The sequence below is a fragment of the Mitsuokella sp. AF21-1AC genome, assembly GCF_003458855.1.
Lineage (GTDB): Bacteria > Bacillota > Negativicutes > Selenomonadales > Selenomonadaceae > Mitsuokella.
Window position 1 is genome coordinate 1 of the sequence record NZ_QRVW01000035.1, and the last position, 23,453, is coordinate 23,453.

Annotated in this window: 23 protein-coding genes and 1 pseudogene; 17 read left to right on the top strand and 7 right to left on the bottom strand. The window is 56.7% G+C overall.

Going from position 1 to position 23,453, the window contains the following annotated elements; genetic code table 11:
* The 4 genes from DWX75_RS10685 to DWX75_RS10700 all read left to right on the top strand — a co-directional run.
* Positions 1-460: hypothetical protein (locus tag DWX75_RS10685; RefSeq protein WP_199497602.1), on the top strand; the 460-nt coding region annotated here is incomplete at its 5' end.
* Positions 461-572: 112 nt separating this feature from the next.
* Complete coding sequence (locus tag DWX75_RS10690) at positions 573-2,549, top strand: ABC-F family ATP-binding cassette domain-containing protein (protein WP_118016304.1); 1,977 nt, start codon at positions 573-575, stop codon at positions 2,547-2,549.
* Positions 2,550-2,577: 28 nt separating this feature from the next.
* Positions 2,578-4,791 (top strand): ATP-dependent RecD-like DNA helicase, encoded by a 2,214-nt coding sequence (locus tag DWX75_RS10695; RefSeq protein ID WP_118016305.1) that lies wholly within the window; start codon positions 2,578-2,580, stop codon positions 4,789-4,791.
* 126 nt (positions 4,792-4,917) lie between these two features.
* Positions 4,918-5,169, top strand: coding sequence for a hypothetical protein (locus DWX75_RS10700; RefSeq protein ID WP_118016306.1), 252 nt, complete (start codon positions 4,918-4,920; stop codon positions 5,167-5,169).
* Positions 5,170-5,275: 106 nt separating this feature from the next.
* On the opposite strand, the gene DWX75_RS10705 is transcribed toward DWX75_RS10700, so the two are convergent.
* Both DWX75_RS10705 and DWX75_RS12060 read right to left on the bottom strand, forming a co-directional pair.
* On the bottom strand, positions 5,276-6,409 hold the full coding sequence (locus DWX75_RS10705; protein WP_118016307.1) for a YibE/F family protein: 1,134 nt from the start codon (positions 6,407-6,409) through the stop codon (positions 5,276-5,278).
* A gap of 60 nt (positions 6,410-6,469) precedes the next feature.
* On the bottom strand, positions 6,470-6,610 hold the full coding sequence (locus DWX75_RS12060) for a hypothetical protein (RefSeq protein ID WP_158558798.1): 141 nt from the start codon (positions 6,608-6,610) through the stop codon (positions 6,470-6,472).
* A gap of 184 nt (positions 6,611-6,794) precedes the next feature.
* Here DWX75_RS12060 and DWX75_RS10710 point away from each other — a divergent pair, with 184 nt between their 5' ends.
* From DWX75_RS10710 to DWX75_RS10725, 4 genes are all read left to right on the top strand, one after another.
* On the top strand, positions 6,795-8,963 hold the full coding sequence (locus tag DWX75_RS10710; RefSeq protein WP_118016308.1) for an ATP-dependent helicase: 2,169 nt from the start codon (positions 6,795-6,797) through the stop codon (positions 8,961-8,963).
* Positions 8,964-9,058: 95 nt separating this feature from the next.
* Complete coding sequence (locus tag DWX75_RS10715; RefSeq protein ID WP_118016309.1) at positions 9,059-10,291, top strand: MFS transporter; 1,233 nt, start codon at positions 9,059-9,061, stop codon at positions 10,289-10,291.
* Between the two features lie 63 nt (positions 10,292-10,354).
* The gene (locus DWX75_RS10720; protein WP_118016310.1) at positions 10,355-10,741 is read left to right on the top strand and encodes a hypothetical protein; all 387 of its coding nucleotides are present in this window, start codon (positions 10,355-10,357) and stop codon (positions 10,739-10,741) included.
* 102 nt (positions 10,742-10,843) lie between these two features.
* Positions 10,844-11,179, top strand: a complete 336-nt coding sequence (locus DWX75_RS10725; protein WP_199497603.1) for a hypothetical protein — start codon at positions 10,844-10,846, stop codon at positions 11,177-11,179.
* Between the two features lie 67 nt (positions 11,180-11,246).
* Here the strand turns inward: DWX75_RS10725 and DWX75_RS10730 are convergent, their stop codons facing one another.
* Positions 11,247-12,593 (bottom strand): MFS transporter, encoded by a 1,347-nt coding sequence (locus DWX75_RS10730; RefSeq protein ID WP_118016311.1) that lies wholly within the window; start codon positions 12,591-12,593, stop codon positions 11,247-11,249.
* 301 nt (positions 12,594-12,894) lie between these two features.
* Here DWX75_RS10730 and thiD point away from each other — a divergent pair, with 301 nt between their 5' ends.
* The gene (gene thiD / locus DWX75_RS10735; protein WP_118016312.1) at positions 12,895-13,713 is read left to right on the top strand and encodes a bifunctional hydroxymethylpyrimidine kinase/phosphomethylpyrimidine kinase; all 819 of its coding nucleotides are present in this window, start codon (positions 12,895-12,897) and stop codon (positions 13,711-13,713) included.
* Positions 13,714-13,758: 45 nt separating this feature from the next.
* Positions 13,759-15,147: a GDSL-type esterase/lipase family protein gene (locus DWX75_RS10740; RefSeq protein WP_118016313.1), complete on the top strand. Its 1,389-nt coding sequence runs from the start codon at positions 13,759-13,761 to the stop codon at positions 15,145-15,147.
* Positions 15,148-15,311: 164 nt separating this feature from the next.
* On the opposite strand, the gene DWX75_RS12310 is transcribed toward DWX75_RS10740, so the two are convergent.
* The 4 genes and pseudogenes from DWX75_RS12310 to DWX75_RS10755 form a co-directional block, all read right to left on the bottom strand.
* Positions 15,312-15,446 carry a hypothetical protein gene (locus DWX75_RS12310; protein WP_255424272.1) on the bottom strand — a complete coding sequence of 45 codons (135 nt, stop codon included), beginning with the start codon at positions 15,444-15,446 and terminating at the stop codon, positions 15,312-15,314.
* 117 nt (positions 15,447-15,563) lie between these two features.
* Positions 15,564-15,929, bottom strand: a complete 366-nt coding sequence (locus DWX75_RS10745; protein ID WP_118016314.1) for a heavy-metal-associated domain-containing protein — start codon at positions 15,927-15,929, stop codon at positions 15,564-15,566.
* Positions 15,930-16,038: 109 nt separating this feature from the next.
* A complete protein-coding gene (locus DWX75_RS10750; RefSeq protein WP_233519580.1) occupies positions 16,039-17,295 on the bottom strand; it encodes a transposase in 1,257 nt (418 codons plus the stop codon).
* Positions 17,296-17,381: 86 nt separating this feature from the next.
* Positions 17,382-17,756 (bottom strand): annotated as a pseudogene (locus DWX75_RS10755) (IS607 family transposase); the annotation flags it as partial.
* Between the two features lie 389 nt (positions 17,757-18,145).
* On the opposite strand from DWX75_RS10755, the gene DWX75_RS10760 reads away from it, so the two are divergent.
* The 7 genes from DWX75_RS10760 to DWX75_RS10790 all read left to right on the top strand — a co-directional run bounded on the left by DWX75_RS10760 (position 18,146) and on the right by DWX75_RS10790 (position 23,330).
* Positions 18,146-19,084, top strand: coding sequence for a sugar-binding transcriptional regulator (locus tag DWX75_RS10760; protein ID WP_118016315.1), 939 nt, complete (start codon positions 18,146-18,148; stop codon positions 19,082-19,084).
* 31 nt (positions 19,085-19,115) lie between these two features.
* Positions 19,116-19,556 (top strand): transcriptional regulator GutM, encoded by a 441-nt coding sequence (locus DWX75_RS10765; protein WP_118016316.1) that lies wholly within the window; start codon positions 19,116-19,118, stop codon positions 19,554-19,556.
* Between the two features lie 31 nt (positions 19,557-19,587).
* Entirely contained in the window at positions 19,588-20,142 is a 555-nt protein-coding gene (locus DWX75_RS10770) for a PTS glucitol/sorbitol transporter subunit IIC (RefSeq protein WP_118016317.1), read from the top strand.
* A 66-nt stretch (positions 20,143-20,208) separates the two neighbouring features.
* Positions 20,209-21,216, top strand: coding sequence for a PTS glucitol/sorbitol transporter subunit IIB (locus DWX75_RS10775; protein ID WP_118016318.1), 1,008 nt, complete (start codon positions 20,209-20,211; stop codon positions 21,214-21,216).
* Between the two features lie 83 nt (positions 21,217-21,299).
* Positions 21,300-21,668 carry a PTS glucitol/sorbitol transporter subunit IIA gene (locus DWX75_RS10780; protein WP_118016319.1) on the top strand — a complete coding sequence of 123 codons (369 nt, stop codon included), beginning with the start codon at positions 21,300-21,302 and terminating at the stop codon, positions 21,666-21,668.
* A 76-nt stretch (positions 21,669-21,744) separates the two neighbouring features.
* Positions 21,745-22,563 carry an SDR family oxidoreductase gene (locus DWX75_RS10785; protein WP_118016320.1) on the top strand — a complete coding sequence of 273 codons (819 nt, stop codon included), beginning with the start codon at positions 21,745-21,747 and terminating at the stop codon, positions 22,561-22,563.
* Between the two features lie 89 nt (positions 22,564-22,652).
* Positions 22,653-23,330, top strand: a complete 678-nt coding sequence (locus tag DWX75_RS10790; RefSeq protein ID WP_118016321.1) for a transaldolase family protein — start codon at positions 22,653-22,655, stop codon at positions 23,328-23,330.
* The last annotated feature ends 123 nt before the right edge of the window (positions 23,331-23,453 follow it).

The window sequence follows — 23,453 nt, forward strand, 5'->3', positions numbered from 1 at the left end:
CGCAGGTCATATCGAAGGCTTGGACGACGCCCAGCGGGTCATGCAGGGCAAGCATTGGTTTAGAGAACAGTTACAGAGTCGTGCCTCCCTGGTATTAACCACAGGCGGCGACACAGCAAACAAGCGTGAAGACTGGAATATTATAAAGACACATTCCAACGACGCTATTTGTATTGCGGATTTAGAACCTGAATCGGTTGACATCGAGGAATGGTCAATCAAGCCTATGCGCCGAAAAAGCAAGGCTGGTGTGGATGAGGTTTGTGGTTTCCATCATCGTGATTATGTGTCTTACACATACCGCAACGGGGAAACGCATGCAGGTTATGTGACCGCAATGTACCCGGAGATTCATGCGTTGAATTTCCAAGCCCCAACAAAACACTGCAAAAAGGCCAATGCCTTGAAGTGCAGGCTTATCTGGAGATTCGATAAGATTTATTGGTTTAAATGTGCTTAATAGTTCATATTCGAGTACGTTTGTCTATATTTTTAGAAGGAGGCGGAGCGTATGCTCCGTCCCTTTCTCTATCGGCATGACGATGTCATGGATTGTTTGAGGTGAATAAAATTTGGGTATGTTGAAGGTAACGGGCCTCAAGAAGGCCTTTGGCATCGACGAGCTCTTTCACGATGTCAGTTTTGAGGTGTCCCGCGGCGACAAGGTTGGTTTTGTCGGTGCCAATGGTGCAGGCAAGACGACGCTGATGCGCTGTCTGCTCGGACTCGAAGAAACGGATGGCGGTACGATCCAGCTCGATGACGCTGGCACGATCGGTTACGTCGAACAGCAGGCGGACTTTGGCGATGGTACGCTTTACGAGGAGTTCCTGCGGGCTTTCGATGATGTCATCGCGCTCGGCGAGCGCAAGAAGGCGCTGGAGAAGCAGATTGCCGATCATGCCGATGAGGAGACGATGGCCGCCTACGGCAAGGTGGTCGAACGTTTTGAACTGCTCGGCGGCTATGATTTCGAGAGCCGTATCCGCCGCGTGGCTTTTGGCCTGGGCTTTACCGAAGAGGATTTTGACAAGGATGTCGCACATTTTTCCGGTGGCCAGAAGACGCGCATCTGCCTGACGAAAGCACTGCTGCGCGAACCGGATTTCCTGTTCCTCGACGAGCCGACAAACCATCTCGACATTCACATGATCGAATGGCTGGAGGGCTTCCTCAAGAATTATTCCGGCGGCGTGCTCATCATCTCGCATGACCGTTACTTCCTCGACCGCGTCGCCACGCGTATCCTGGAACTCGCAGGCCGTACGGTTACGAATTACGACGGCAATTACACGTATTACATGAAGGTCAAGACGGAGCGGCGCGCCGCGCTGCAGTCAGCCTATGAAAAACAGCAGGAGCACATCCGCAAGACGGAGGAGTACATCCGTAAATACAAGGCCGGCATCAAGAGCAAACAGGCCCGCGGGCGCCAGAGTCAGCTCAACCGGCTGGAACGCATCGTGCTGCCGCCGGAGGATGCCTCCTTTAATTATTTTGCGCTCAATAAACCGCCGGAGTGTGCACAGCGTGTGGCAGAGCTCGAGGATGTCTCCATGTCCTTCGGCAGCCATACGATCTTTGAGCATCTTTCCCTGCTGATCCGCAGGGGGGACGGTGTCGCGCTTGTCGGCCCCAATGGCGCGGGCAAGACGACGCTGCTGCGCATCCTCGTCGGCGAACTGGAGTCGCCGACGGGCCGCGTCAAGATCGGCAGCCGCGTCAAGATCGGTTACTTCTCGCAGCAGCATGAGGGCCTGCACATGGACCGCACAATCCTCGACGAGCTCATCTACGAATACGGCATCAATGAGGAACAGGCGCGCAAATATCTAGGGGCTTTCCTGTTCCATGGCGATGAGGTCCTGCGCCTCATCGGCGACCTTTCCGGCGGCGAGCAGTCGCGTGTGGCCTTCCTCAAGCTCATGCTGACCGGGGCGAATTTCCTGATCCTCGACGAGCCGACAAACCATCTCGACATCCCGGCGCGCGAGGCCGTGGAGGAGGCGCTGATGGCCTTTCCCGGAACATTCCTGGCCGTCTCGCATGACCGCTATTTCCTCGACAAGGTCGCGAATTGCACGCTGGAGCTCGCCGATGGGAAGCTCACGGAATACCTCGGCAATTACAGCTATTACCTCATGAAGAAGGAGCTGGCGGAGGAAGAAGGCGAGGAAGAACGCCTCGCAGCGGAAAAACTCCGCAAGGCCAAAGAGGAGAAGGAAAAGCACAAGCAAAAGCCGGCTGCTGCCGAAAAGCGGGCTGCGGAGCTGGCGGCCGAGCAGCGCGCGCGTGAAGAAGAAAAAAAACGGGCTGAGATTGGCCGCATCCAGAGCATGAGCGATGCCAAGCGCGAGGAGATGATCCAGCGCGCCGAAGCCGAGATTGCCATGGCCGAAGCCGAGCTCAAGGGCCTTGAATTCCAGATGAATGATCCGGAAATCCAGTCGGACCCGCAGAAGAGCCAGGAGATTGCGGCGGCTTATGCGGCCAAGGAAGAGGAAATCGAACAGCGTTATGCGAAATGGGAGCGTTTGACGGAAGCCTGATGTCAGGCGGGAAGAGAAAGGAGTCGTTATGGCCGTCGTACAGCAGACCCTGATTGGATTTCAGGGACAGGAAGAGATTGAAGGCGTGGTGGACAGCGTCATTTATGCGAGCGATGATGGCAAATTCTCGGTTTTCCGCGTCAAACCGTCACAGCAGAACAGCCGCATCACGGCCACAATCAAGGGAGAGCCGCCGCTCGTGGGGCAGCAGGTCCATCTGAAGGGCCAGTGGGTCAACCATGCGCGCTTCGGGCAGCAGTTCCGTGCGGCGAGCATCCGCATCGAGGCACCTTCAAGCGTTGAGGGCATCGAGCGCTTCCTGGCATCGGGCGTCATCGACGGTGTCGGCAAGGCCATGGCCCATCGCCTCGTGACGGCGTTTGGCCAGGACACGCTGACCATCATTGAGGAAAAGCCAAAGCGGCTGCTCGAGGTGCCGGGCATCGGCAGGCAGACGGCTGATAAGATCGTGGCGTCATACCGCTCGCAGTCAGAACTCGGCGAAATCATGCTGTGGCTTGAGAATCACGGTATCTCGGGCACGTTTGCCGGGCGCATCTTCAGGAAGTATTCCTCGTTCTCGCTCGACATGCTCGAGAATCATCCGTATCAGCTTGCACAGGAAGTCGAGGGCATCGGCTTTGCCACGGCCGACACCATCGCGGCGAGCCTTGGGCTGCCGAAAGACCATGAGCAGCGCGTGATGGCCGGCATCGACTATGCCTTGCAGCAGATAGCTCTGGCCGGGCACTGCTGCATTCCCGCCGGGCCGCTCGTAGAGCGCGCAAGCCGTCTCCTCACGGTCGACCGGGAGCGCGTCCGCGAGGTACTCCGGCGCGAACTCCAGGCACAGCGCCTCATCGTCGAAGAGGCACGGGGAGAGACGCTCATTTATCCGCCCTATCTGTATCGTGCCGAGATTAAGACGGCGCGCAAATTGCTCTACCTGCAGCGTTATGCCGATCCCATCAATCTGGCGCAGTCGCCATTAAGGCTCGTCGCACGCTGGGAACATGAGACGGGCCTGACGCTCTCCGATGGGCAGCGCCAGGCCATGGCGGCTGTCCTGCTGCACGGTGTCTTCGTGCTGACCGGCGGCCCCGGTACAGGCAAGACGACGGTCATCCGCGGCATGCTGGATCTTCTGGAATCACAGGGCCTCGAAATCCTCCTGGGCGCGCCGACCGGCCGTGCGGCCAAGCGTCTTGCCGAGGCCACGGGACGCAAGACCATGACCGTCCATCGCATGCTGGAAGCCCAGGGGGGCCAGAGTGGTGCCGGGGCTCCCGTATTCGGCAAGACGGAGGATGAGCAGCTCGAGGCGGATGTCATCATCCTCGATGAAGTCTCGATGATGGATATCGTACTCATGCAGCATTTCCTGGCGGCCGTACCGGACGGCTGCCATGTCATCCTCGTCGGCGACGTGGATCAGCTGCCGGCCGTCGGCCCCGGCGCCGTGCTCGAGGATATCCTGCGCTCGGGGGCAATTCCGTGCGTCTGCCTGACGGAAATCTTCCGCCAGCACGAGGAGAGCACGATCGTCGTCAACGCTCATGCCATCAATGCCGGCCGGCTGCCGGTCTGCTCGCTGCACGGTGATTTCCAGTTCTGGGAAATGCCGGACGAAGCGGCCACGGCAGCAAAGATTCTCGAATTCTGCACGAAAATCCTGCCGGCACAGGGATTCTCGCCGCTGTTTGACGTGCAGGTGCTGTCGCCGATGCACCGCCAGGCCTGCGGCGTTGATAACCTCAACAAGCTGCTGCAGGAAGCCCTAAATCCCGCCGCGCCCTCGAAGCCGGAATTCGTCAACCGCACGCAGACTTTCCGCCTGGGCGACAAGGTCATGCAGATGAAGAACAATTACAACAAGCAGGTGTTTAACGGTGATATCGGCTTCATCGTGAACATGGAACCGGGCCGCCTCACTGTGCGCTTCGGCGAAGACCTTGAGGTGGACTATGAGCAGGGTGAGATGGGAGAGCTGCAGCTCGCCTATGCGATGAGCGTCCACAAGAGCCAGGGCAGTGAGTACCCCGTCATCATCCTGCCGCTCACCAAGGGGCATTACATCATGCTGCAGCGCAATCTGCTCTACACGGCCGTGACGCGTGCCAAACGCCTCGTCATCCTGCTGGGTTCCCGTGCGGCGCTGAATACCGCTGTGGAGAACGACCGCACGAAACGACGCTATACGCTCCTGGCTGAGCGGCTGCATCAGGGCAAGAAAAAAGATTAAATTATTACACAATTTACGATGAATACAGAATACTTCCTTCTATAATGTAAACAAATGTGGGAAATTAGTGTATACTAGTCCTTGGTTGGAAGAATTTATACGATTATACAGAAGGAAGTTGGTATTATGAAAAAGGGATTCATGTTGCTTGCCGGCTTGTTTATCTGGGGAGGCCTGCTGATGCTGCAGGGCACGCCGAAGATCGATGGCGAAATTGCGGCACAGATGGTCGAGGCCGTTCATCCGCAGGCGGAGATCGTCGCGGTGGAGGACACGATGGTCAATAAGGCAGAGGCGTACAAGATCGCCTATTTTGAAGCCGGACAGGGTGCCGGCAGCGTGACGATCGATGCCGATGGTCACGTGCTTGGCCATTGAGCCTGCTGATGGCTTCTTTCTCATGAAAAAAGGATTGGCTCTGCGCGAAGGGGGTGCGCAGGGCCAATCCTTTTTATGCTGTTGTGGAGTGCGTTTGCCGCTGCCGTCAGCGTTCGGCCTGGCATGGCAGGGAAGCGCGTTCGTGTGCGCGTCTCGCGAGCAGGGCCGAGGCTGCGGAGGCGAGCGGCACGGTCATGATGACGCCGATGCCGCCCGAGAGGCCCTGCATGATGACGATGTCAAGGCTGTTGGAGTTGACGAGCTGCAGGAAGGGCAGGTCGTAGACGTAGTCGAGCACCCAGGTGCCGAGGCTGCCGCCGAAGACGGCGAGGATCAGCGTCGCGGCCATGGTGCCCATGACATCCTGGCCGACGTTCATGCCGCTCTGGAAGAGAGCCCGGGCATTTTTTTCGGGGTTCATCTGGTGGAGTTCCGAGACGGCGGCGGATACGTCCATGGCAATATCGAGCACGGCGCCGAGGCTGGCGAAGAGGATGCCGGCAAAGAGCAGCTGCCCGACATCGATGCGGGTATTCTGCCCGACGAAGAGCAGGGCTTCGATGTTGGAGACGTTGTAGCCGGAAAGGTGGGCCATCTGGCCGAATACTTCGGCTGAGATGCCGGCCGAAAGCACGCCGCCGAAGGCAGCGATGCCGGCTGCCAGGGCCTTGCAGGTGGAGCCGCAGATCAGCCAGACCGTGAGGGCGAGGATCAGGCAGGAGGTGATGACGGCGGCGACGAGCGGCGCGATGCCGTGCATGATCAGGGGGAAGAAGAAGAACAGGAAGCTCACGAAGGTGATTACGAGCGCCAGCACGGATTTGATGCCTTTTTTGCCGCCGACAACCATGAGCAGCAGGCAGAAGAAGGCCAGGAAACCTACGACAGCCTTGAAGCGGTCGTAGCTGTAAACCGTGAACGAGGAGAGGGAGCCTGTCTTGCTGGCCATGGCGATGACGGACATGCCGGGCTCGCAAACCGTGCCGAAGAGCAGGCCGTTCGGGCTGTTGGCCTCGACTTCCGAGCCGTCCTCGAGGCGCAGGCTGACGATCTGGTCACCGATGCGGCTGCCGTTTTCCTGGATATTATCCTGCAGGATGCCCGTGACCGTCGCTTCCTGGAAGCTGCGGCCGTCCGTATTGACGAGTTCCGGTTTCGTGACCTGATTGAGCTGCAGGAGCGCAGCGAGGATGAGCGCGATGCCGCAGACAATCGCCAGACGCTTAAGTAATTGTTTCATACGATAGGGACCTCCTCAAGAAAATCCTCCGGCCACGAGGGAAAAGATGGCCGGAGGATTTCACAATAGAGATAGAGAGATGTGGGATGGGGTTGTGGATGCATCATTCCAATGCTCAGTTGCTGCAAAACCTGTCGAGGCAATGCAGAGCGCCGTCAGCACATAGGCCGTAAGGCGTTTCTTGTTGTGAATCCACTTCATACTACCAAAACCCTCCTTGAATGCAACACTTTCCTTGACCGTTCTCACTTTACCATGCGGCCGCGGGGGGACTGTTACGGTCATGTAAAGTTTCTGTTATTTCCGGCTGCTTCTTTGCAGGCTGGCTGCTTGCGCCATGTGATAGAATGAAAGATATATGTGATATCAGAATGGAGGGCATCATATGGATGAACGGGACGATCTGGAGCTCCTGCAGGGCCTCAATGCGGCGCAGCGCGAGGCTGTGACGACCACGGAAGGCTTCGTGCGCGTGCTGGCGGGGGCCGGCTCCGGCAAGACGCGCGCTCTTTCGCACCGCTTTGCCTATCTCGTCGAGGAACTCGGCATCCTGCCCGGCAACATCCTCTGCGTGACCTTCACGAACAAGGCCGCGTCGGAGATGCGCAGCCGCATCCACGCGCTGACGGGCGACAACGATACGGGCTATATCAATACGTTTCACGGCTTCTGTGTCTCCATCCTGCAGGAGGACAGTCATGCCGTCGGCTATCCGAAGAGCTTTCTCGTGCTCGACAACGCCGATATCGACGACATGCTCGCGAAGATCTACGAGGAACGGGGCCTGACGCTGCGTGACATGACGTACGGGCAGGCGCGCGACATGTTCGAGATGCGCAAGCTCGTGCAGCAGCCCGATTACTATAAGGAACTCATTGCTCTGCCGCTCGCGGGGCTCAAAGAAAAATACGACCGCGCGCAGTCGAAGCAGGACATCCTCTTTTATGGCTATCTCTACGAACAGAAGAAATGCTTCGGCCTCGACTACAACGACCTCATCAAGTTCTCGCTCCATATCTTCGCGGAGCATGAGGATATCCGCAAAAAATGGCAGCAGCGCCTCGAATACATCATGATCGATGAATTCCAGGATATCGATGAGCCGCAGTACCGCCTCATGAACGTGCTCTGCGGCTGGCACAAGAATCTCTTCGTCGTCGGGGATCCCGACCAGACCATTTACTCATGGCGCGGCGCCTCAGGGCGGTATCTCCTGGATTTCGATGCGCATTTCCCGGGGACGAAGACGATCTTCATGCTCGAGAATTACCGTTCGACGCCGGAAATCCTCGCCGTCGTCAATTCGCTGATCGCGAAGAATACGAGCCGCGTCGAGAAGGATCTCGTACCGGTATGCCCGCATGGGAAAAAGGTGGTCTGCCATCATGCGGCGGCTGCGGACGAAGAAGGCGCGTGGCTGGCTGGCGAGATCGGGCGGCTGCATGCGGAGGGTGTGCCGTACCGCGATATGGCCGTGCTTTACCGCGCGCATTACATCACGCGCAGCATCGAGGAGCAGCTGTTGAAGGCCGAGCTGCCCTATACGATCTACAGCGGCGTGCAGTTCTTTGCCCGCCGGGAAATCAAGGATGCGCTCTCGTACCTGCGCATGCTCGCGTACCACGATGACCTGTCCTTCCTGCGCATCGTCAATGTGCCAAAGCGCAACATCGGCGAGCGGCGCAGGAAGTTCCTGACGGCCTATGCCGAGGAGCATCAGCTGACGCTCTGGCAGGCGCTGAAGGAAAGCCTGGCTGATCCCATCTGGCGTGGCACCAAAGTGAAGGATTTCATCAAGCTCATCGAAGATTTGGCCGAACTTTGCGAGGGCGGCTCCGTTTCGGAAATCCTCGCGCGCGTGCTCGACAAGAGCGGCTACGAGACGATGCTGCGCACGGAGGGCAGCCAGGCGCGTCTCGACAACCTCGCAGAACTCAAGCAGTCCGTGCGCGAGTATGAAGTGAACTGCGGCGAGGAAGCCGGGCTCATTGACTACCTGAACCATGCGGCGCTCTTCACGAATCAGGATGCGGGCGATCCCGGCGACAAGGTGCGCCTGATGACGGTGCATACGGCCAAGGGGCTTGAGTTCCCGTACGTCTTCCTCTGCGGGCTCAACGAGGGCATCTTCCCTTCGCGCAAGACGCGCACGCCCGAGGCGATGGAGGAGGAGCGCCGCCTGGCCTTTGTCGCGATGACGCGGGCGGAGAAGGGACTCTGCCTTTCTGATGCCGAAGGTCTCCATATTGACGGCTCGCTGCGCTATCCCTCGCGCTTTATTTTTGATATTGAACCAAAGCTTCTGGATTTTACGGCGCCGCTGCCGGAAAAGCTCGTGCGCGATGCGAAGGATTACATCCGCGCTTCTTCGCGCCGCCTGCTGCGTCAGGCGGAACCCGCGGCGTTCCGGGAGGGCGACCGCATCACGCACCGCGTGTTCGGCGACGGTACCATCGTGGCGCTCGATGCGGAAAAGGGAGCTTACGTCATCCATTTCGATGAACTCGCGACGAACCGCAGCATCTCGTTCCGCGTCAAGCTGCAGCGTCTGTGATTTTCTTTGCATTATGGCGGCGATAGTGCGATAATAATCCCTGTATATTATAGAAAGTGGATTATATAAATCAAAACAAAGAAAGCGGGAATCGTATGGAACGAGAACGACTTTGGACACCGGAATTCCTGGGCATGGGCGGCAGCAATCTGTTCCTCTTCATGTCGCAGTATATCATGGTAGCCGCACTGCCCATTTTCATCATGGACAGTCTCGGCGGCGGCGATATGGAGGCGGGACTGGCCATGAGTTTCTTTCAGATCGGCGCCGTCACCTGCCGGCCTTTGGCCGGCAGGCTCATCGATGCCGTCAACAAGCGCCGGCTGATGATCGCAGCGACGACAGTATTCTTCCTCATCATGCTGGCCTTCAACTGGCTGCACAGCCTGACTTCCATTTATGTGCTGCGCCTTTTGCACGGCTGCATCTTTGCGCTGGCGACGACGGCTGCGGCGGCCATGGCGGCCCTCGTGCTGCCGGCCACGCGCAAGGGCGAGGGCATCGGCTACTTTGCGCTGTCGACGAATCTCGCGATGGTCGTCGGCCCCTTGCTGGGCCTCCTGCTCATCGGCAATCTCGGCAGCACGGCGCTCTTTGCTTTCGTAACGCTTTTGGGCGCGCTGACATTCTTCGCCGCGAATGCGCGTCGCCTGCCCGATGCCATTATCCTGCCGGCCAAGCGTACGAAGAAGGGCTTCCATCTCAGTGATTTCATCGAGCGCAAGGCACTGGCTCCCGCGGGACTCGGCGGCCTCGTGTTCTTCGCCTACGGCGGCATCCTGACGTTCATCCCGCTCTATGCCAAGAGCCTGGGCCTGCAGGCCGAGACGAGCCTCTTCTTCATGGTCTTTGCGCTCGTCATCATCCTGACGCGCCCTGTCATTGGCCGACTGTTCGATGAGAAGGGCCCGGACTGGACGGTCTGGCCGGGCTTCCTGTTCTTTGCCGCAGGCATGGTCATCTTCAGCCAGGTCCAGTCCGTCACCGGCCTGCTGATTGCGGCGGCAGTGCTCGGCATCGGCTTTGGCGCGCTGAGCCCTGCGTTTCAGACGCTTGCGGTCAAGAGTGCGGCACCTTCCAGGGCGGGCGTAGCGACGGCCACGTATTTCTGGTCGCTCGACATCAGCGTCGGCCTGGCAGCAGCCATCATGAGCATCGTGGCGGCGAACTTCGGCTATTCGTTCATGTACGGCGCCGTCAACACGGCCATCGTCATCCTGACGGCCGTCTGCTACTACATCTGGCGCCATCACCAGAAGCGCATCGCACATATCCGGCGCGCCAGGCGGAAAAGACATGCAAATGAGGACTTGCCACGCGTGCGATAATGGATGTAGAGATGTGTAAGGCTCAAAAAGGCAAAGGTCGTGGTCAGATTGACAACTCACACAATGAATAAGGAACGCAAAATCATATGCTTTGGCATCGCCATCGGCATGCTGCTCGGTGTGATCGGCATCAAGCTCATGGGCATGAGCGGCACGGTGATCCTGGCGGCCGTCATCTTCCTCGTGCCGCTCGTGCCGGAGATTCGGGAACATCTGCGCACGGTGAGGACGCCGCAGGCGCAGATGCCCCCGGTGGAACTGCCGCACGTCACCATGCCGCATGTCGATATGCCCCACGTGAAGGTCCCGCACGTCGATATGCCGGACTTCCACATGTCGGAGGAGACGAAGGAAGAATTCACCGAGGACTGGCTCAGCAACCGGGCCATCGTGATCTATTTCATTCTCTTTCTCATCAGTTTCCTGATCGGCTATGTGGTGCTGAACTGAGATTTCAGCAAAATCTTTGCGTCTTATAATACCGCTGTAATTCATCGCCTCTAAGATAGGAGTAACGAGTTTTATTCCTATCTTAGAGGTGATTTTTTTGTCTTGGAAAAAAGCAATCTTACTGGCCGGCAAATGGCTGCGATGAAGGACAAGACGCTCTGGATCACGGTCTGCTCGGGCGACAACAAGGCCTTCCCGGGCATGAATGAGGCTACGGCGCTCTGGGAATCCCTCGGCAGTTCCGTCGCGCGCAACGCTTCGCCGTGGTGGGACAGCAAGGCGCCTGTGGCTGACCTCAATCAGAAGGTCCGCGATCTTGCCGCACAGGGCAAGAAGATCAATTACACGGTTTTCGCCGACGGCAACCACATGTACACTTGGTCGTTCGCCTATGGCATCGACGCTATCCGTGACTGGCTCTTTGCCCAGAAAAAATAAAAACAGGCAGTAAAAAATCCCGCTGGCCAGGCCAACGGGATTTTTGCTGTTCATGAGAAGAACGAGTTCAGGAATCGAGCGCCGTATCCGTGATTTCCTCGAGCGTCTTCTGTTTGCTTTCCTTGCCGAGCGTCAGGACGACGGCGGAAATGATGACGAAGACGGAAGCGAACATCAGGAAGATCGTGCTCATGCCGAAGGCATTGGCGAGCATGAGGCCGACGAGCATCGGGGCAATCATGCCGCCGATGCGGCCAAAGCCGGCAGCCCAGCCGGAACCGAGCGCGCGGATGGTCGTCGGATACTGCTCCGGCGTGTAGGTGTAGGTGACGCCCCAGGCGCCGAGGTTGAAGAAGCTCATGGCTGCGCCCCAGGCGAGCAGGGCGGAGGCGGAGCCCGCATTGCCGAAGAAGAAGCTGCAGATGCCCGACATCAGCAGGAACAGGGAGAGCGTGTACTTGCGGCCGATGACATCGACGAGCCAGGCAGCCGCATAATAGCCGGGCAGCTGCGCGAGCGTCATGATGAGCACGTATTCAAATGTCTTGACAACGGCAAAGCCCTGGGCGAAGACGATGGACGGCAGCCACATGAAGATGCCGTAGTAGCTGAAGACGATGCCAAACCAGGCCAGCCAGAGCATGATCGTGCGCGTGCGGAACGGTTTTGTCCAGAGTGTCGCGAAGCTCGTCGCAGCGGCCTTCGGCTGCTCACGTTCGGCCGGGTTCAGCTCCTTGTCAAACGGACGGCTCTCGACGTGGAGTTTCTGCTCGAGGTCGAGGATGATGGCTTTTGCTTCTTCCATGCGGCCGTGTGAGATCAGGTAGCGCACGGATTCCGGCATGTGCAGGCGGATCAGGAAGACGTAGAGGGCAGGGATTGTGCCGATGACAAACGCAATCTGCCAGCCGAAGCGCGGGATCAGCAGGTAGGCGATGCAGGCGGCGACGAGCCAGCCGACGCCCCAGAAGCTTTCAAGCAGCACGATGAAGCGGCCGCGCAGATGGCTTGGCGCGTATTCGCTCATGAGCGTTGCCGCGACGGGCAGCTCGCCGCCGAGGCCGAAGCCCACGAGGAAGCGGAAGACGAGCAGCGACTCATAGCTCCAAGCCAGTGCGCAGAGGCCCGTCGAGATGCTGTAGAGCAGCACGGTGATCGTGAAGATTTTCTTGCGGCCGATGCGGTCCGCGACCGTGCCCGCGAGCACGGCACCGAGCGCCATGCCGATGAGACCGATGGAGCCAATCCAGCCGGCCTGGGCGGGCGAGAGCCCCCAGTCTTTCGTGAGCACGGGCAGGACGAAAGCGATGAGTCCCGTATCCATGGCGTCAAACAGCCAGCCAAGACCGGTGACCAGCAGCAGTTTGTAGTGGAATGAGCCGACAGGCAGCTCCTCCAGGCGTTCCAGAATCATGAAAATAACCTCTTTCTCCTTCAACAAAACAAAAATAAATCATTTCTGTTCAGCTGTCATGACAGCTGAAATACATACTGTATATTTTACGTACTTTTTAGAAAAAAGCAAGGGGAAACCGGCAAACAAGGGAAACCCGCATCAATCGCTACAACAGCCTTGGAAAATCTGTAGTAAACGCGCGAAATCCAGGCTTTTGCCATCGTTGAGCAGGAAAAAGGGGAGTGCGCGGCTAATGTTAATACTGTTGATGCAAATTATGGAAGTGATACCGTTTGACCGAAGGAAAGGGGAATATCGGATGAAGAAGGTTTTGACGATTGCCGGCAGTGACTCAAGCGGCGGCGCAGGGATCCAGGCGGACCTCAAGACGATGCTGGCACACGGTGTTTTCGGCATGAGTGCCGTCACGGCACTCACGGCACAGAACACGACGGGCGTGCGCATGGTGCAGGAAGCGGCGCCGGAATTCCTGGCGGCCGAGATCGATGCAGTATTTGAGGATATCCGTCCCGATGCCGTCAAGATCGGCATGGTTTCCTCGGCAGGGCTCATCCGCGTGATTGCCGAAAGGCTGCGTGCCCATGAGGCCGAACACATCGTTGTCGATCCCGTGATGGTTGCGACGAGCGGCGCGAAGCTGCTCGAGGACTCCGCGAGCCTCGCCCTGCGTCAGGAACTCTTTCCGCTCGCTGAGGTCATCACGCCGAACATTCCTGAGCTCTCGGCCCTGACCGGCCTTACGGTTGACAGCCGTGAGACGATGGTGCAGGCAGCCCGTTCGCTCCATGCCGCAGCCGGCGTCAGCGTGCTGGCCAAGGGCGGCCACTTCGGCGAGGATGCGAGCGACCTGCTCGTCACGGCGGACGAGGAGAAGTGGTTCGCGGCGCCGCGCATCGACAATCCGAATACACATGGCACAGGCTGCACGCTCTCGAGCGCCATCGCCTCGAATCTGGCCAAGGGCTTCCCGTTGACCGAAGCCGTGGGCCTCGCCAAATCATACCTGACGGGGGCGCTGCTTTCCGGCCTCAATCTCGGCAAGGGCAGCGGTCCGCTCAATCACGGCTGGGCTCTGCAGGGCGATTTCTTCATGGTGGAAAAAAATGCCGGAGCGTGATAAGATGGAAACGATATTTCTGGAAGGAAGGTAAAAATTTTCATCATGAAGCATATGAAGCACATGAAGCAAACAATCAAGAAGATGATGCGCCTGGCTGGCTTCTGCTGTCTGGCGGCTGGACTGGCCGTGCCGGCTGTCACACACGCGGCCGCTGCCGATGGCGGGCATGTCACGGCGACCTCGGTCCTCGATGCCAAGGAAGGCCAGCCGGCCGTAACGGAGACAAAGGCTGCGCAGGAAATCGCGGCCGAGGCCAGAGCCGATGGCGGACAGGCACAGGCAGCTGATGTGCACAGCGTGAGCCTTACCTGGCCTGTCGTGCCGGGAGCTGTCAAATATCAGGTGGAAATCCTGCGCTCGCAGCGTGATGATTTGACGGATGTCATCATGACGCAGAATCAGATCTTCACGAATGGCGTCGATATCGACCTGAGCCGCTTTGGCAAGGCGGCCGCTTCGTTCTGGTGGAAGGTGCGTCCGCTTGATTACAGCGGCAATCCGCTGTCCTCGTATTCCGCTCCACAGCCTGTCACTTCCGGGGTGCTGAACCCGAAGGCCCCGCAGCCGACGGCCGAATACGACCAGATGGATTACGCCGCCGAATACCCCGTTTACTCCTGGATCCCGATGCCCGGCGCCAAGCACCATGAGGTCCAGGTCTACCGCGAGGTAAACGGCAAGGACATGTACGTCAAGACCCTGCAGGGCGGCGAATACGATGTCTACGACTGGGATGCCTACACGACGCCGGGCCGTTACTACTGGCGCGTGCGTTCCGTCGATGAGAATGGCGCGGCCATAAGTGACTGGTCTGACAAGAGCGGCTTCTCCGTCACGGCCCCGACGCCGATTGCCGCGCTCGGCGACAGCATCACGCACGGCGGCGGCGTCATGAGTGTGCCGCCTTCGTACAAACTCTACAACTGGGAGACGTATGCCGGCGTTCCCATTAAGAACCTCGGCGTCAGCGGCAACACCACGCAGGATATGCTCGACCGCTTCGAGCACGATGTCCTGCCGTTCTCGCCGCGCGTCCTCGTCATCATGGGCGGCGTCAACGACTACCGTGCCGGCACACTGGGCTGGACCGTCGTGCAGCATCTCAAGGCCCTCAAGGAGAAGTGCGCGGCCTACGGCATCATCCCCGTTTTCGTGACGCCGACGCCCATCAATCCGGGCCTCATGATTCACCGCGCGGGCATCGAGCATCCGACGCCGGACTGGCTCGTGCACCAGCAGTACGTCTGCGACTGGGTCAAGCGTCAGCCGTATTCCGTGGATGTCGCAAGCTCGCTTGTCGATGAGCGCGGCTGGCTCCGCAGCGATTACACGACGGACGGTCTGCACCCCGACTACCAGGCCAAGAAAGAGATGGGCGAGAAGATAGGCCGCTATCTCTCCGCCACGTTTCCCTGGTTGCTCAACTCATAAACCTCGCCCCGATTCCCGCGAAAAGCGAAATGCCGCAGGCCGGCAGGAGATTCATCCTGACTGGTCCGCGGCATTTTTCGTACATAAAAACGTCACATCTCCTTGTCGGGCGACAGGGATGTGACGTCTGGCGTCATATGCGCTTGTGCAATGCGACGTATATATTACTGATTATCGCTGTCTTTGCTCATTTCCTTGTAGACGGAAACGATACGTGCGATGAAATCATAGGACTTGGCGCTCTGTTCCCAAATAACCTGGAATGCGGGATCGTTCATGACTTTTGCAAAGTCTTTCATGTTTTTGTTACCTCCTAATCTAGTACCAACTTCTGATACTAGATTATAGCAGGTCATAAAAAATTTGCAACCCCATTTGCCCTATAAATTTTCAATGGCTTAATTAATATGTTTTATTTATCCCTTTGCGTGGATGCCGGTGATCGTGTAGCCGCTGCCGGCAAGTGCCTGGCGAATCTCGTCGTCGCTGACCTCGCGCGTCATCTTGAGTACGGCGTGACCACGGTGCAAATTGACCTCGGCGGCTGCGCCGTCAATCGTGTTGAGTGCCTGTTCGACGCGAATCTTGCAGTTGCCGCAGGTCATGCCCTCGATGTCGACGACCTTCTTGCCGATGACCGTGCCGCTGAGTTTCTTGGGCAGGGGTGCCGTGACCGCGCCGCCTCCGCAGCAGCTGCTCTCCCCACGGAAATGTTTCAGTACGCCCTTGACCGCGAAGAACAATGCGACCAGGACGAGTATGCCAACGATTGCTGTTGCCATGATGATTCCTCCTCGTTGTGATGATAATTTAGTTACGTTATATTTATTATAAATACCAAATAATACTATTCGTATTTTTTATAAATTTCGCTGTTCGCTCTTTCTCGCATCAGGCGCAGCCGGAGCCGCGGCGAGCGCTCATCGAAAGGGCTACTACAGCTGGGCGCAACGCTACGCCCTTTATCCCGTCTGTATTCACATTCGGGAATACTTTTCGCATGATCTGGTAGGCACCATTGACATCGGCATTGATTTTCCGGCCATCGTTCGCTTGGAACAGGCCACGATGGATGCGGCGCGATTTGTCATAGCATTCTTTGACGGGTGCCTCGTCATCCAAGAATGACGTACCGCTCGTGTAGCTCTCTTCAGTCAGCACGACCTTCATGCCGATTGATTCGGCCTTGTACTGAAGCATCTGAATGAAGCGGGCGAAAGGCAGTTGTACGAAACTCTGGTTGACCTTGCGCCCAAGTTTCGCTTCTTGTTTCCAGCCCTTGTTCTTGCCGATGACCAGTACAGACACATCCTGCTCCGCGCATAAGTCGATGACCTTGCGGCTTGCCTTGTGCAGGTAATCCTCGACTTTGCGGTTCCGCTTCGCTGTGAGCCGCGCGATTCGCTTGGATGAATGGCGTCCATTCATCAGCTCACAGATGCTCCTGCGCTTGGCCATCTGCTTGTTGTAGTACTGATTGACCGACTTGAGCGGCGTCCCCTTGAGCAGGACAGGTCGCTCGTCTGTGTTCCAGGCCAGCGCCGCGAGATTGTCGACGCCGATATCGATGGCGGCATACTTTCCATTGTCGGCTTTCTCCTCGACTTTCGGCAACTCATAGACGAGCTCCAGATCAATCTCACCACCATGCGGGATAATGCGTGCCTGCTTGAACACAGCATCTGGTTGACTGGCGAAGATGGCCTTTACCGTGAACCCTTGAAAGACTCTTGGAAAGCGGATGACTCCGTCTTTGAGCTTGCAGTTCTGGTTTGTCAGTACCAGCGGGAAACAGCCGTCTTTCGGCTTGTACTTCGGCAGCTTTGGCCGTCCCTTGTACTTCTCGGGATGCGCCTTCCAGTCCTTGATAGCCGCGAAGAACGACGTCCAATTCTTATCCAAGATGCGAAGCGTTTGCTGTGCCGACTGTGCAGTCGGCATCTCCCGATAGTCAGGGTACTCTGCGTCAACCTTCAGCAAACGGTCGACTTCGCCGTAGCGCAGCCATTTGCCATCTTCAATGAATGTCTGGCGAATCAGGTAGTTCCCGTGGTTGTACAGGTTCTTGGAACGATGACAGAATTCGCGCAGCATGGCGTAAAAAGGTGAAGAAGGTTTAAGCCGGTGGTGTTCCACTCGTTTCATCATCCTCTATCGCCTCCTTGATCTTCCGCAGTCTTCTGCGGCTGGAATACAGCTCCATGGAGTAGCAATGCAACAGGTTCACGATTTCAGGTCACAACCACACGCTCAACGCGTCCGGTAAGGACATCGTCCAGCAGGTCGAACAATCCCTTTCGCTTCTCAAAGCTGATGCCACTGGCAATGTCCGAGAATACGCCGTTGATGGTGTAGCCGCTTGCAAAGCAGAACTGCTTGAGCAGTTGGATCTGGTTCTTGAGGTCAGGTTTCTGCTTTGGCGTAGAAACACGAGCATAGATATAGGTCTTGCGCTTCACATCCTTGTTGAGGAACTTGTAGACATCTTCCTCGTTGTAGTCATAGTGGCCATTGGGCATGACATGGACGCGGATAATTCCTGTTTTTACATACTTTGTTAGTGTCGGTCGAGAAACCTGCAAGACACGAAGAACATCTTTAGAAAACATGCAGAACTCACCTCCTCTTCATAGATAATTATAAAATATATTATAATTATAATATATTTTATAATTATCTATAGATTTGGTGTGTTTAATTTTATATCTTTACTATATACCATAGTGGGGTATATGTCAATACTGGTTATCACTTTCATTATAAAAATGACTCGTATTTTGTCAGGTGGGCGGGAAAAAGATGCTCAACTTATTTTCACATAAGTGATATAGCTTGTACATATGTGAAAGTAAATGAGAAGTTCATTGAGAATGACAAAAAACAAGAGAAAAAATGGCTAAAATGATTGTAATTGCAGGGCTATCTTGATAATATAAGACCTGTCAAGAGGATAACAAAAGAGATTGAACATCACATATGTGAAGAAAAGGAAATCAACATGGTACCAGTTGAAAAGCGAATCTTGATAAAAGCAGCCAATATGTACTATATGGATCATATGAAACAGAGCGAAATCGCGAAACGCATGGGCGTTGATCGCACAACGGTCAGCAAATACCTCAAGAAGGCTCTCGAATACGGCATCGTCACCATCAATGTGGAAAGCGATTCGTACGAGGAGCTCGAGGCTGCGCTTGAACGGCGCTTCGGCCTTCGCGAAGCCTACATCGTATCCAAAAGCTACGATATGCAGGTCATCAAACGGAACATGGCGCATGCAGGACTCAATCTGCTGCGGCGCATCGTCTCCGATGGTCAGGTCATCGGCCTGGCCTGGGGCACGAGCATCCGGGAATTGACGCGTTGTGCGAGGCGCGAGCGTCTGCCGAAGCTCGATGCGGATTTCGTTCCCATCGACGGCGGCCCGGAACGCATCGACAGCGATCACCACGTCAACACACTGTGCTACGAACTGGCCAATGCGTTCGGCGCGCGCAGCCATTACATCTACGCGCCGGCCATCACGCGCACGGCCGAGATTCGTGAGGCCATCGTCCACGACGTCAACTACGAGAAGATTTCGAATTTCTGGAAACAGCTTGACATTGCCATTGTTGGCATCGGCGCACCGGTCAAATCCTCGAACCTTGTCTGGTCCGGTGATTTCGGCCGCGAGGCCATCGACTCGATGACCCGCACGGGAGCCGTCGGCGAGATCTGCTCCATCTTTTACGACATCAACGGCAAGCCGGTAAAAACGCCGTTTACCGACCGCACGATTGCGGTCCCCCTCGAGAAGCTTTCCACCCTGCCGTACAGCATTGGCATGGCCGCTTCGCGGGAGAAAGTACCGGCTATCATGGGAGCCCTCAGGGGCCACCTCATCAATGTCCTGATTACGGACGAAGACACAGCCAAAATCCTGCTCAACGAATGAGCAGGAGAGGATAAAAAAAGGAGGAATTGCTATGCTTTGGACGTTGTTCCTGGCCGCGATTGTGGTCTGGATCCTGCAGACGGTGCTGGGACTCTGGCAGTTTCGCCGCTTCAGCCGTCACGTCAAGGAGCTGCGCGCCATCGGCCGCGTGGCCATCGGCAAGTCGAAGGGACGCATCCTCGCAGGAGCTGTCGTGCTGCTGTGCATCGACAAGGATTGCCGCATCATCCGTGGAGAAATCATGGAGGGTGTCACGATCTTTGCACGCTGCAAGCACTTCCCGGCACTCGAGGGCCTGAGCCTGCTCGAACTTGACGAAACGGTCTGCAAGGGCAGGGGGCTTTCCCGCCAGCAGGTAAAGGCAGCCCTGAGTGCCCGCAAGGACTACCTGGATTACCAGGAACTCCAGCAGGAGCGTGCTCAGGAACAGGCACAGGCTGTGGCAAAGCCTCTTTTAAAGAAATCATCATAAGCTTTTTCAAGGAGAAAAGGAGAGGTAAAACATGGACACACTGGTTTTCTTAGCCCAAGGATTCATCGGCATGTTCAACAAAGGCGGCGAGACCTTCGTCGGCTGGGTAACGGGCATCATTCCGACACTCGTCTGCCTGCTCGTTGCGATGAACTCCATCGTTGCTTTTGTCGGCCAGGAGAAAGTTGAGAAATTCGCGAAGATCTGCGGCGGTAACGTCGTCACGCGTTACATTCTATTGCCTGTCGTCGGTACGTTCTTCTTCTGCAACCCGATGACACTTTCCCTCGGCAAATTCCTGCCGGAGTATTACAAACCATCGTATTACGCATCAGCTTCGGCATCCTGCCACACGTTGAATGGTCTGTTCCCACATGTCGATCCTGCTGAGCTCTTCGTATTCCTCGGCATCGCCAACGGCATCTCGGCTCTCGGCCTGCCGACGGTTGACCTGGCACTGCGTTACTTCCTCATCGGTATCGTCATCAACTTCCTGCGTGGCTGGATCACCGACTTTACAACGGCCTATGTACAGAAGCAGCAGGGTGTAAAACTCAGCAAGGAACTGGTGAAGCTCGAGGGCTGATGGCCACGAGCAAAAAAATTACTCAAACAATACATCATATGAACATATATGAAGGAGATATGTATCATGGCAGATTATAAAGATGTTGTTGTCACGGCTGGTTCCGGCGGCTTTGGCGGCCCGCTGGTCCTGCATCCGGACGATAAGAAAAACAAGATTGTCAACATCACGGGCGGCGTGGTTTCTCCAGTTTCTCAGAAACTTGCCGAGATGACGGGCTGCGAACTCGTTGACGGCTTCAAGACGAGCGTCCCTGATGATGAAGTCCTGGCTGTCGTCATCGACTGCGGCGGCACGCTGCGTTGCGGCATCTATCCGCAGAAGCGCATCAACACGATCAACCTGAATCCGACTGGTCCGAGCGGCCCGCTCGCCCAGTACATCAAACCAGATATCTACGTTTCCGCTGTACGAGAAAAAAATCTGGCTTTCTCAGATGCTTCGGCGACGCCGGCTGCAACATCAGCGGCTGCGCCTAGTGAAACAGTGGTGCCGGCCAGCCAGGCCAAGTATGATACGTCGAAAAAGATTTCGGAACAACAGGGTGGCTTCATGGCCAAGGTTGGTCAGTTCATGGGCGGTATCGTTTCGGTCTTCTATCAGGCCGGCCGTGAGACGATCAACACGATGATCAAGACCATCCTGCCGTTCATGGCCTTCGTCTCGATGCTCATCGGCATCATCCTTTCCACCGGCATCGGCGATGTCATCGCACATCTGCTGGTTCCTCTGGCTGGCAACATCGGCGGCCTTATCATCTTGTCGCTGATCTGCTCCTTCCCGTTCCTTTCTCCGTTCCTTGGACCGGGCGCCGTCATCGCACAGGTCATCGGCGTTCTCATCGGTGTGGAGATTGGCAAGGGCGCCATCCCGCCGCATCTTGCCCTGCCTGCGCTCTTCGCCATCAACGCCCAGTGCGCCTGCGACTTCATCCCGGTTGGCCTTGGCCTTGCCGAGGCAGAAGCACAGACCGTTGAAGTCGGTGTGCCGTCCGTCCTTTACTCCCGTTTCATCACGGGCCCGATTTCCGTCGTCCTTGCATGGCTCGCCAGCTTCGGCCTTTATGAGGCATAAGCTGCCGGCTGAACCCCATTAACCCAACTAACCCCCATTAACCCTTTGATTTTGCTTGATTGTCATTCAGGAGGAACACGATCATGAAGAAATATTACAGCACGACAGTACAGGAGCTTGGCGAACAGGTCAACGCCTTCAAGGGCGCGGGCATGCTCATCATGTTCAACGAGAATGCGCCGCAGGAGCTCCGCGAATACTGCATCCTGCACCGCGGCAACAAGCTCGAGGATACGGTGCAGTCCGGTGATATCCTTAAGCTCGGCGATACTTCCTATAAGGTCGTGTTCGTCGGCAATCAGGTGCAGAAGAACCTCAAAGACCTCGGCCACATCACGCTGCGCTTCAATGCCAACAAAGACGGCGAGTCCCTCGAAGGCAGCCTCTACCTTGAGGAGAAGCCGGTCGCCGATGTAGCCCCCGGCGATGAGATCGCAATCTATCGCCCGTAACCGGAACGCAAGATTCGTTACAGACGTTTGGCTACAAACAATAGGATTTTGATTAAGAGAATAGGAGACGATTAATATGACATCCTGGTTGAATCTGGAAGGTAAAACGGCAGTAGTAACGGGCGGTGCATCCGGCATCGGCAAGACGGTCGCCCAGTCGTTCCTCGATAACGGTGCGAACGTCGTGGTCTGCGACATGAACCCGAACGAGCCGGAATTCGAGCTCGGCGAAGGCAAGGGCAAGCTGCTCTATGTCGTGACCGATGTCACGAAGGCCGACAGCGTCAATGCCATGGTCGAGAAGGCCAAGGCAGAATTCGGCAAGCTCGACATCCTCGTCAACAACGCCGGCATCAACATCCCGTGCCTGCTCGTCGACCCGAAGGATCCGCACGGCAAATACGAGCTCAGCGAGAAGATTTACGACAAGGTCACGAGCGTCAACATCAAGGGCGTTTATCTCATGGCACAGGCACTCGGCCATGAATTCGTCAAGAACGGCTCCGGCGTCATCATCAACATGAGCTCCGAGAGCGGCCTTGAAGGCTCCGAGGGCCAGGGCATCTACGCCGCAACCAAGAACGCTGTCAACTCCTTCACGCGTTCCTGGTCGAAAGAGCTCGGCCGCTACAACGTCCGCGTGGTCGGCGTAGCCCCTGGCATTCTTGAGGCGACGGGCCTGCGCACGCTGGCTTATGAGGAAGCACTCTCCTACACGCGCGGCATCACGGTCGATGACCTGCGCAAGGGCTACAAGAGCACGAAGACGACGCCGCTCGGACGCAGCGGCAAGCTCACCGAGGTCGCAAACCTCGTCCTGTTCCTGGCAAGCGACCGTGCTTCCTACATCCATGGCGTTACGTACAACGTGGCCGGCGGCAAGACGAGAGGCTGATTCATTTCACGACAAGGCACAGTCATTCCCCGGAATGGCTGCTGCCTTGCTTGTGGTTTACGAGAAAACGACGAAACAAGGGGATTTCTATGAAACTCATTATCGATGATGCTGATGTCAAGGCTATTCGCCGCATCTGGGATTACTATCCGTGTGCCGGCGTGACGACGAACCCGAGTATCTTGGCCAAGAGCGGCCGGCCGCCGTTTGAGGTGCTGCGCGAGATTCGCACGATCATCGGCTCGGATGCCCAGCTCCATGCTCAGGTCATCGCCCGTGAGGCTGATGGTATGGTCAAAGATGCCGAGCGCATCGTCAGGGAACTTGGCGACAACACGTACGTCAAGGTGCCGTCGCTGCCGGAGGGTTTCAAGGCGATGAAGGCCCTGCATGCCAAAGGCATCAAAATCACGGCCACGGCCATCTACACGCCGATGCAGGGCTATCTTGCCGGCATGTGCGGCGCGCAGTACGCGGCTCCCTATGTCAACCGCATCGACAATATGGGCTACGACGGCATCAAGGTGGCCTGCGAGATCCACGAGATCTACAAAAAGAATGACATCCCGTGCGAGGTGCTCGCCGCCAGCTTCAAAAACAGCCAGCAGGTCCTCGAGCTCTGCAAATACGGCATCGGCGCGGCCACCGTCGCCTGCTCCGTCATCGACAACTTCGTCAAGAACGCCGCCATCGACGAAGCCGTGGAAGCCTTCATCCACGACTTTGAAGGCCTGACGGCCAAAGGCACGACGATGAGCAGCTGCTGAATCACAGACACAAAAATGCGACTCCACGCGTATGTTTGGAGTCGTATTTTTGTGCAAGAAATCGTGGTATAATTTGGACAGGAAAGGAGCATTCCTGTAATTAGGAAATAGCGCCTTTGTGAA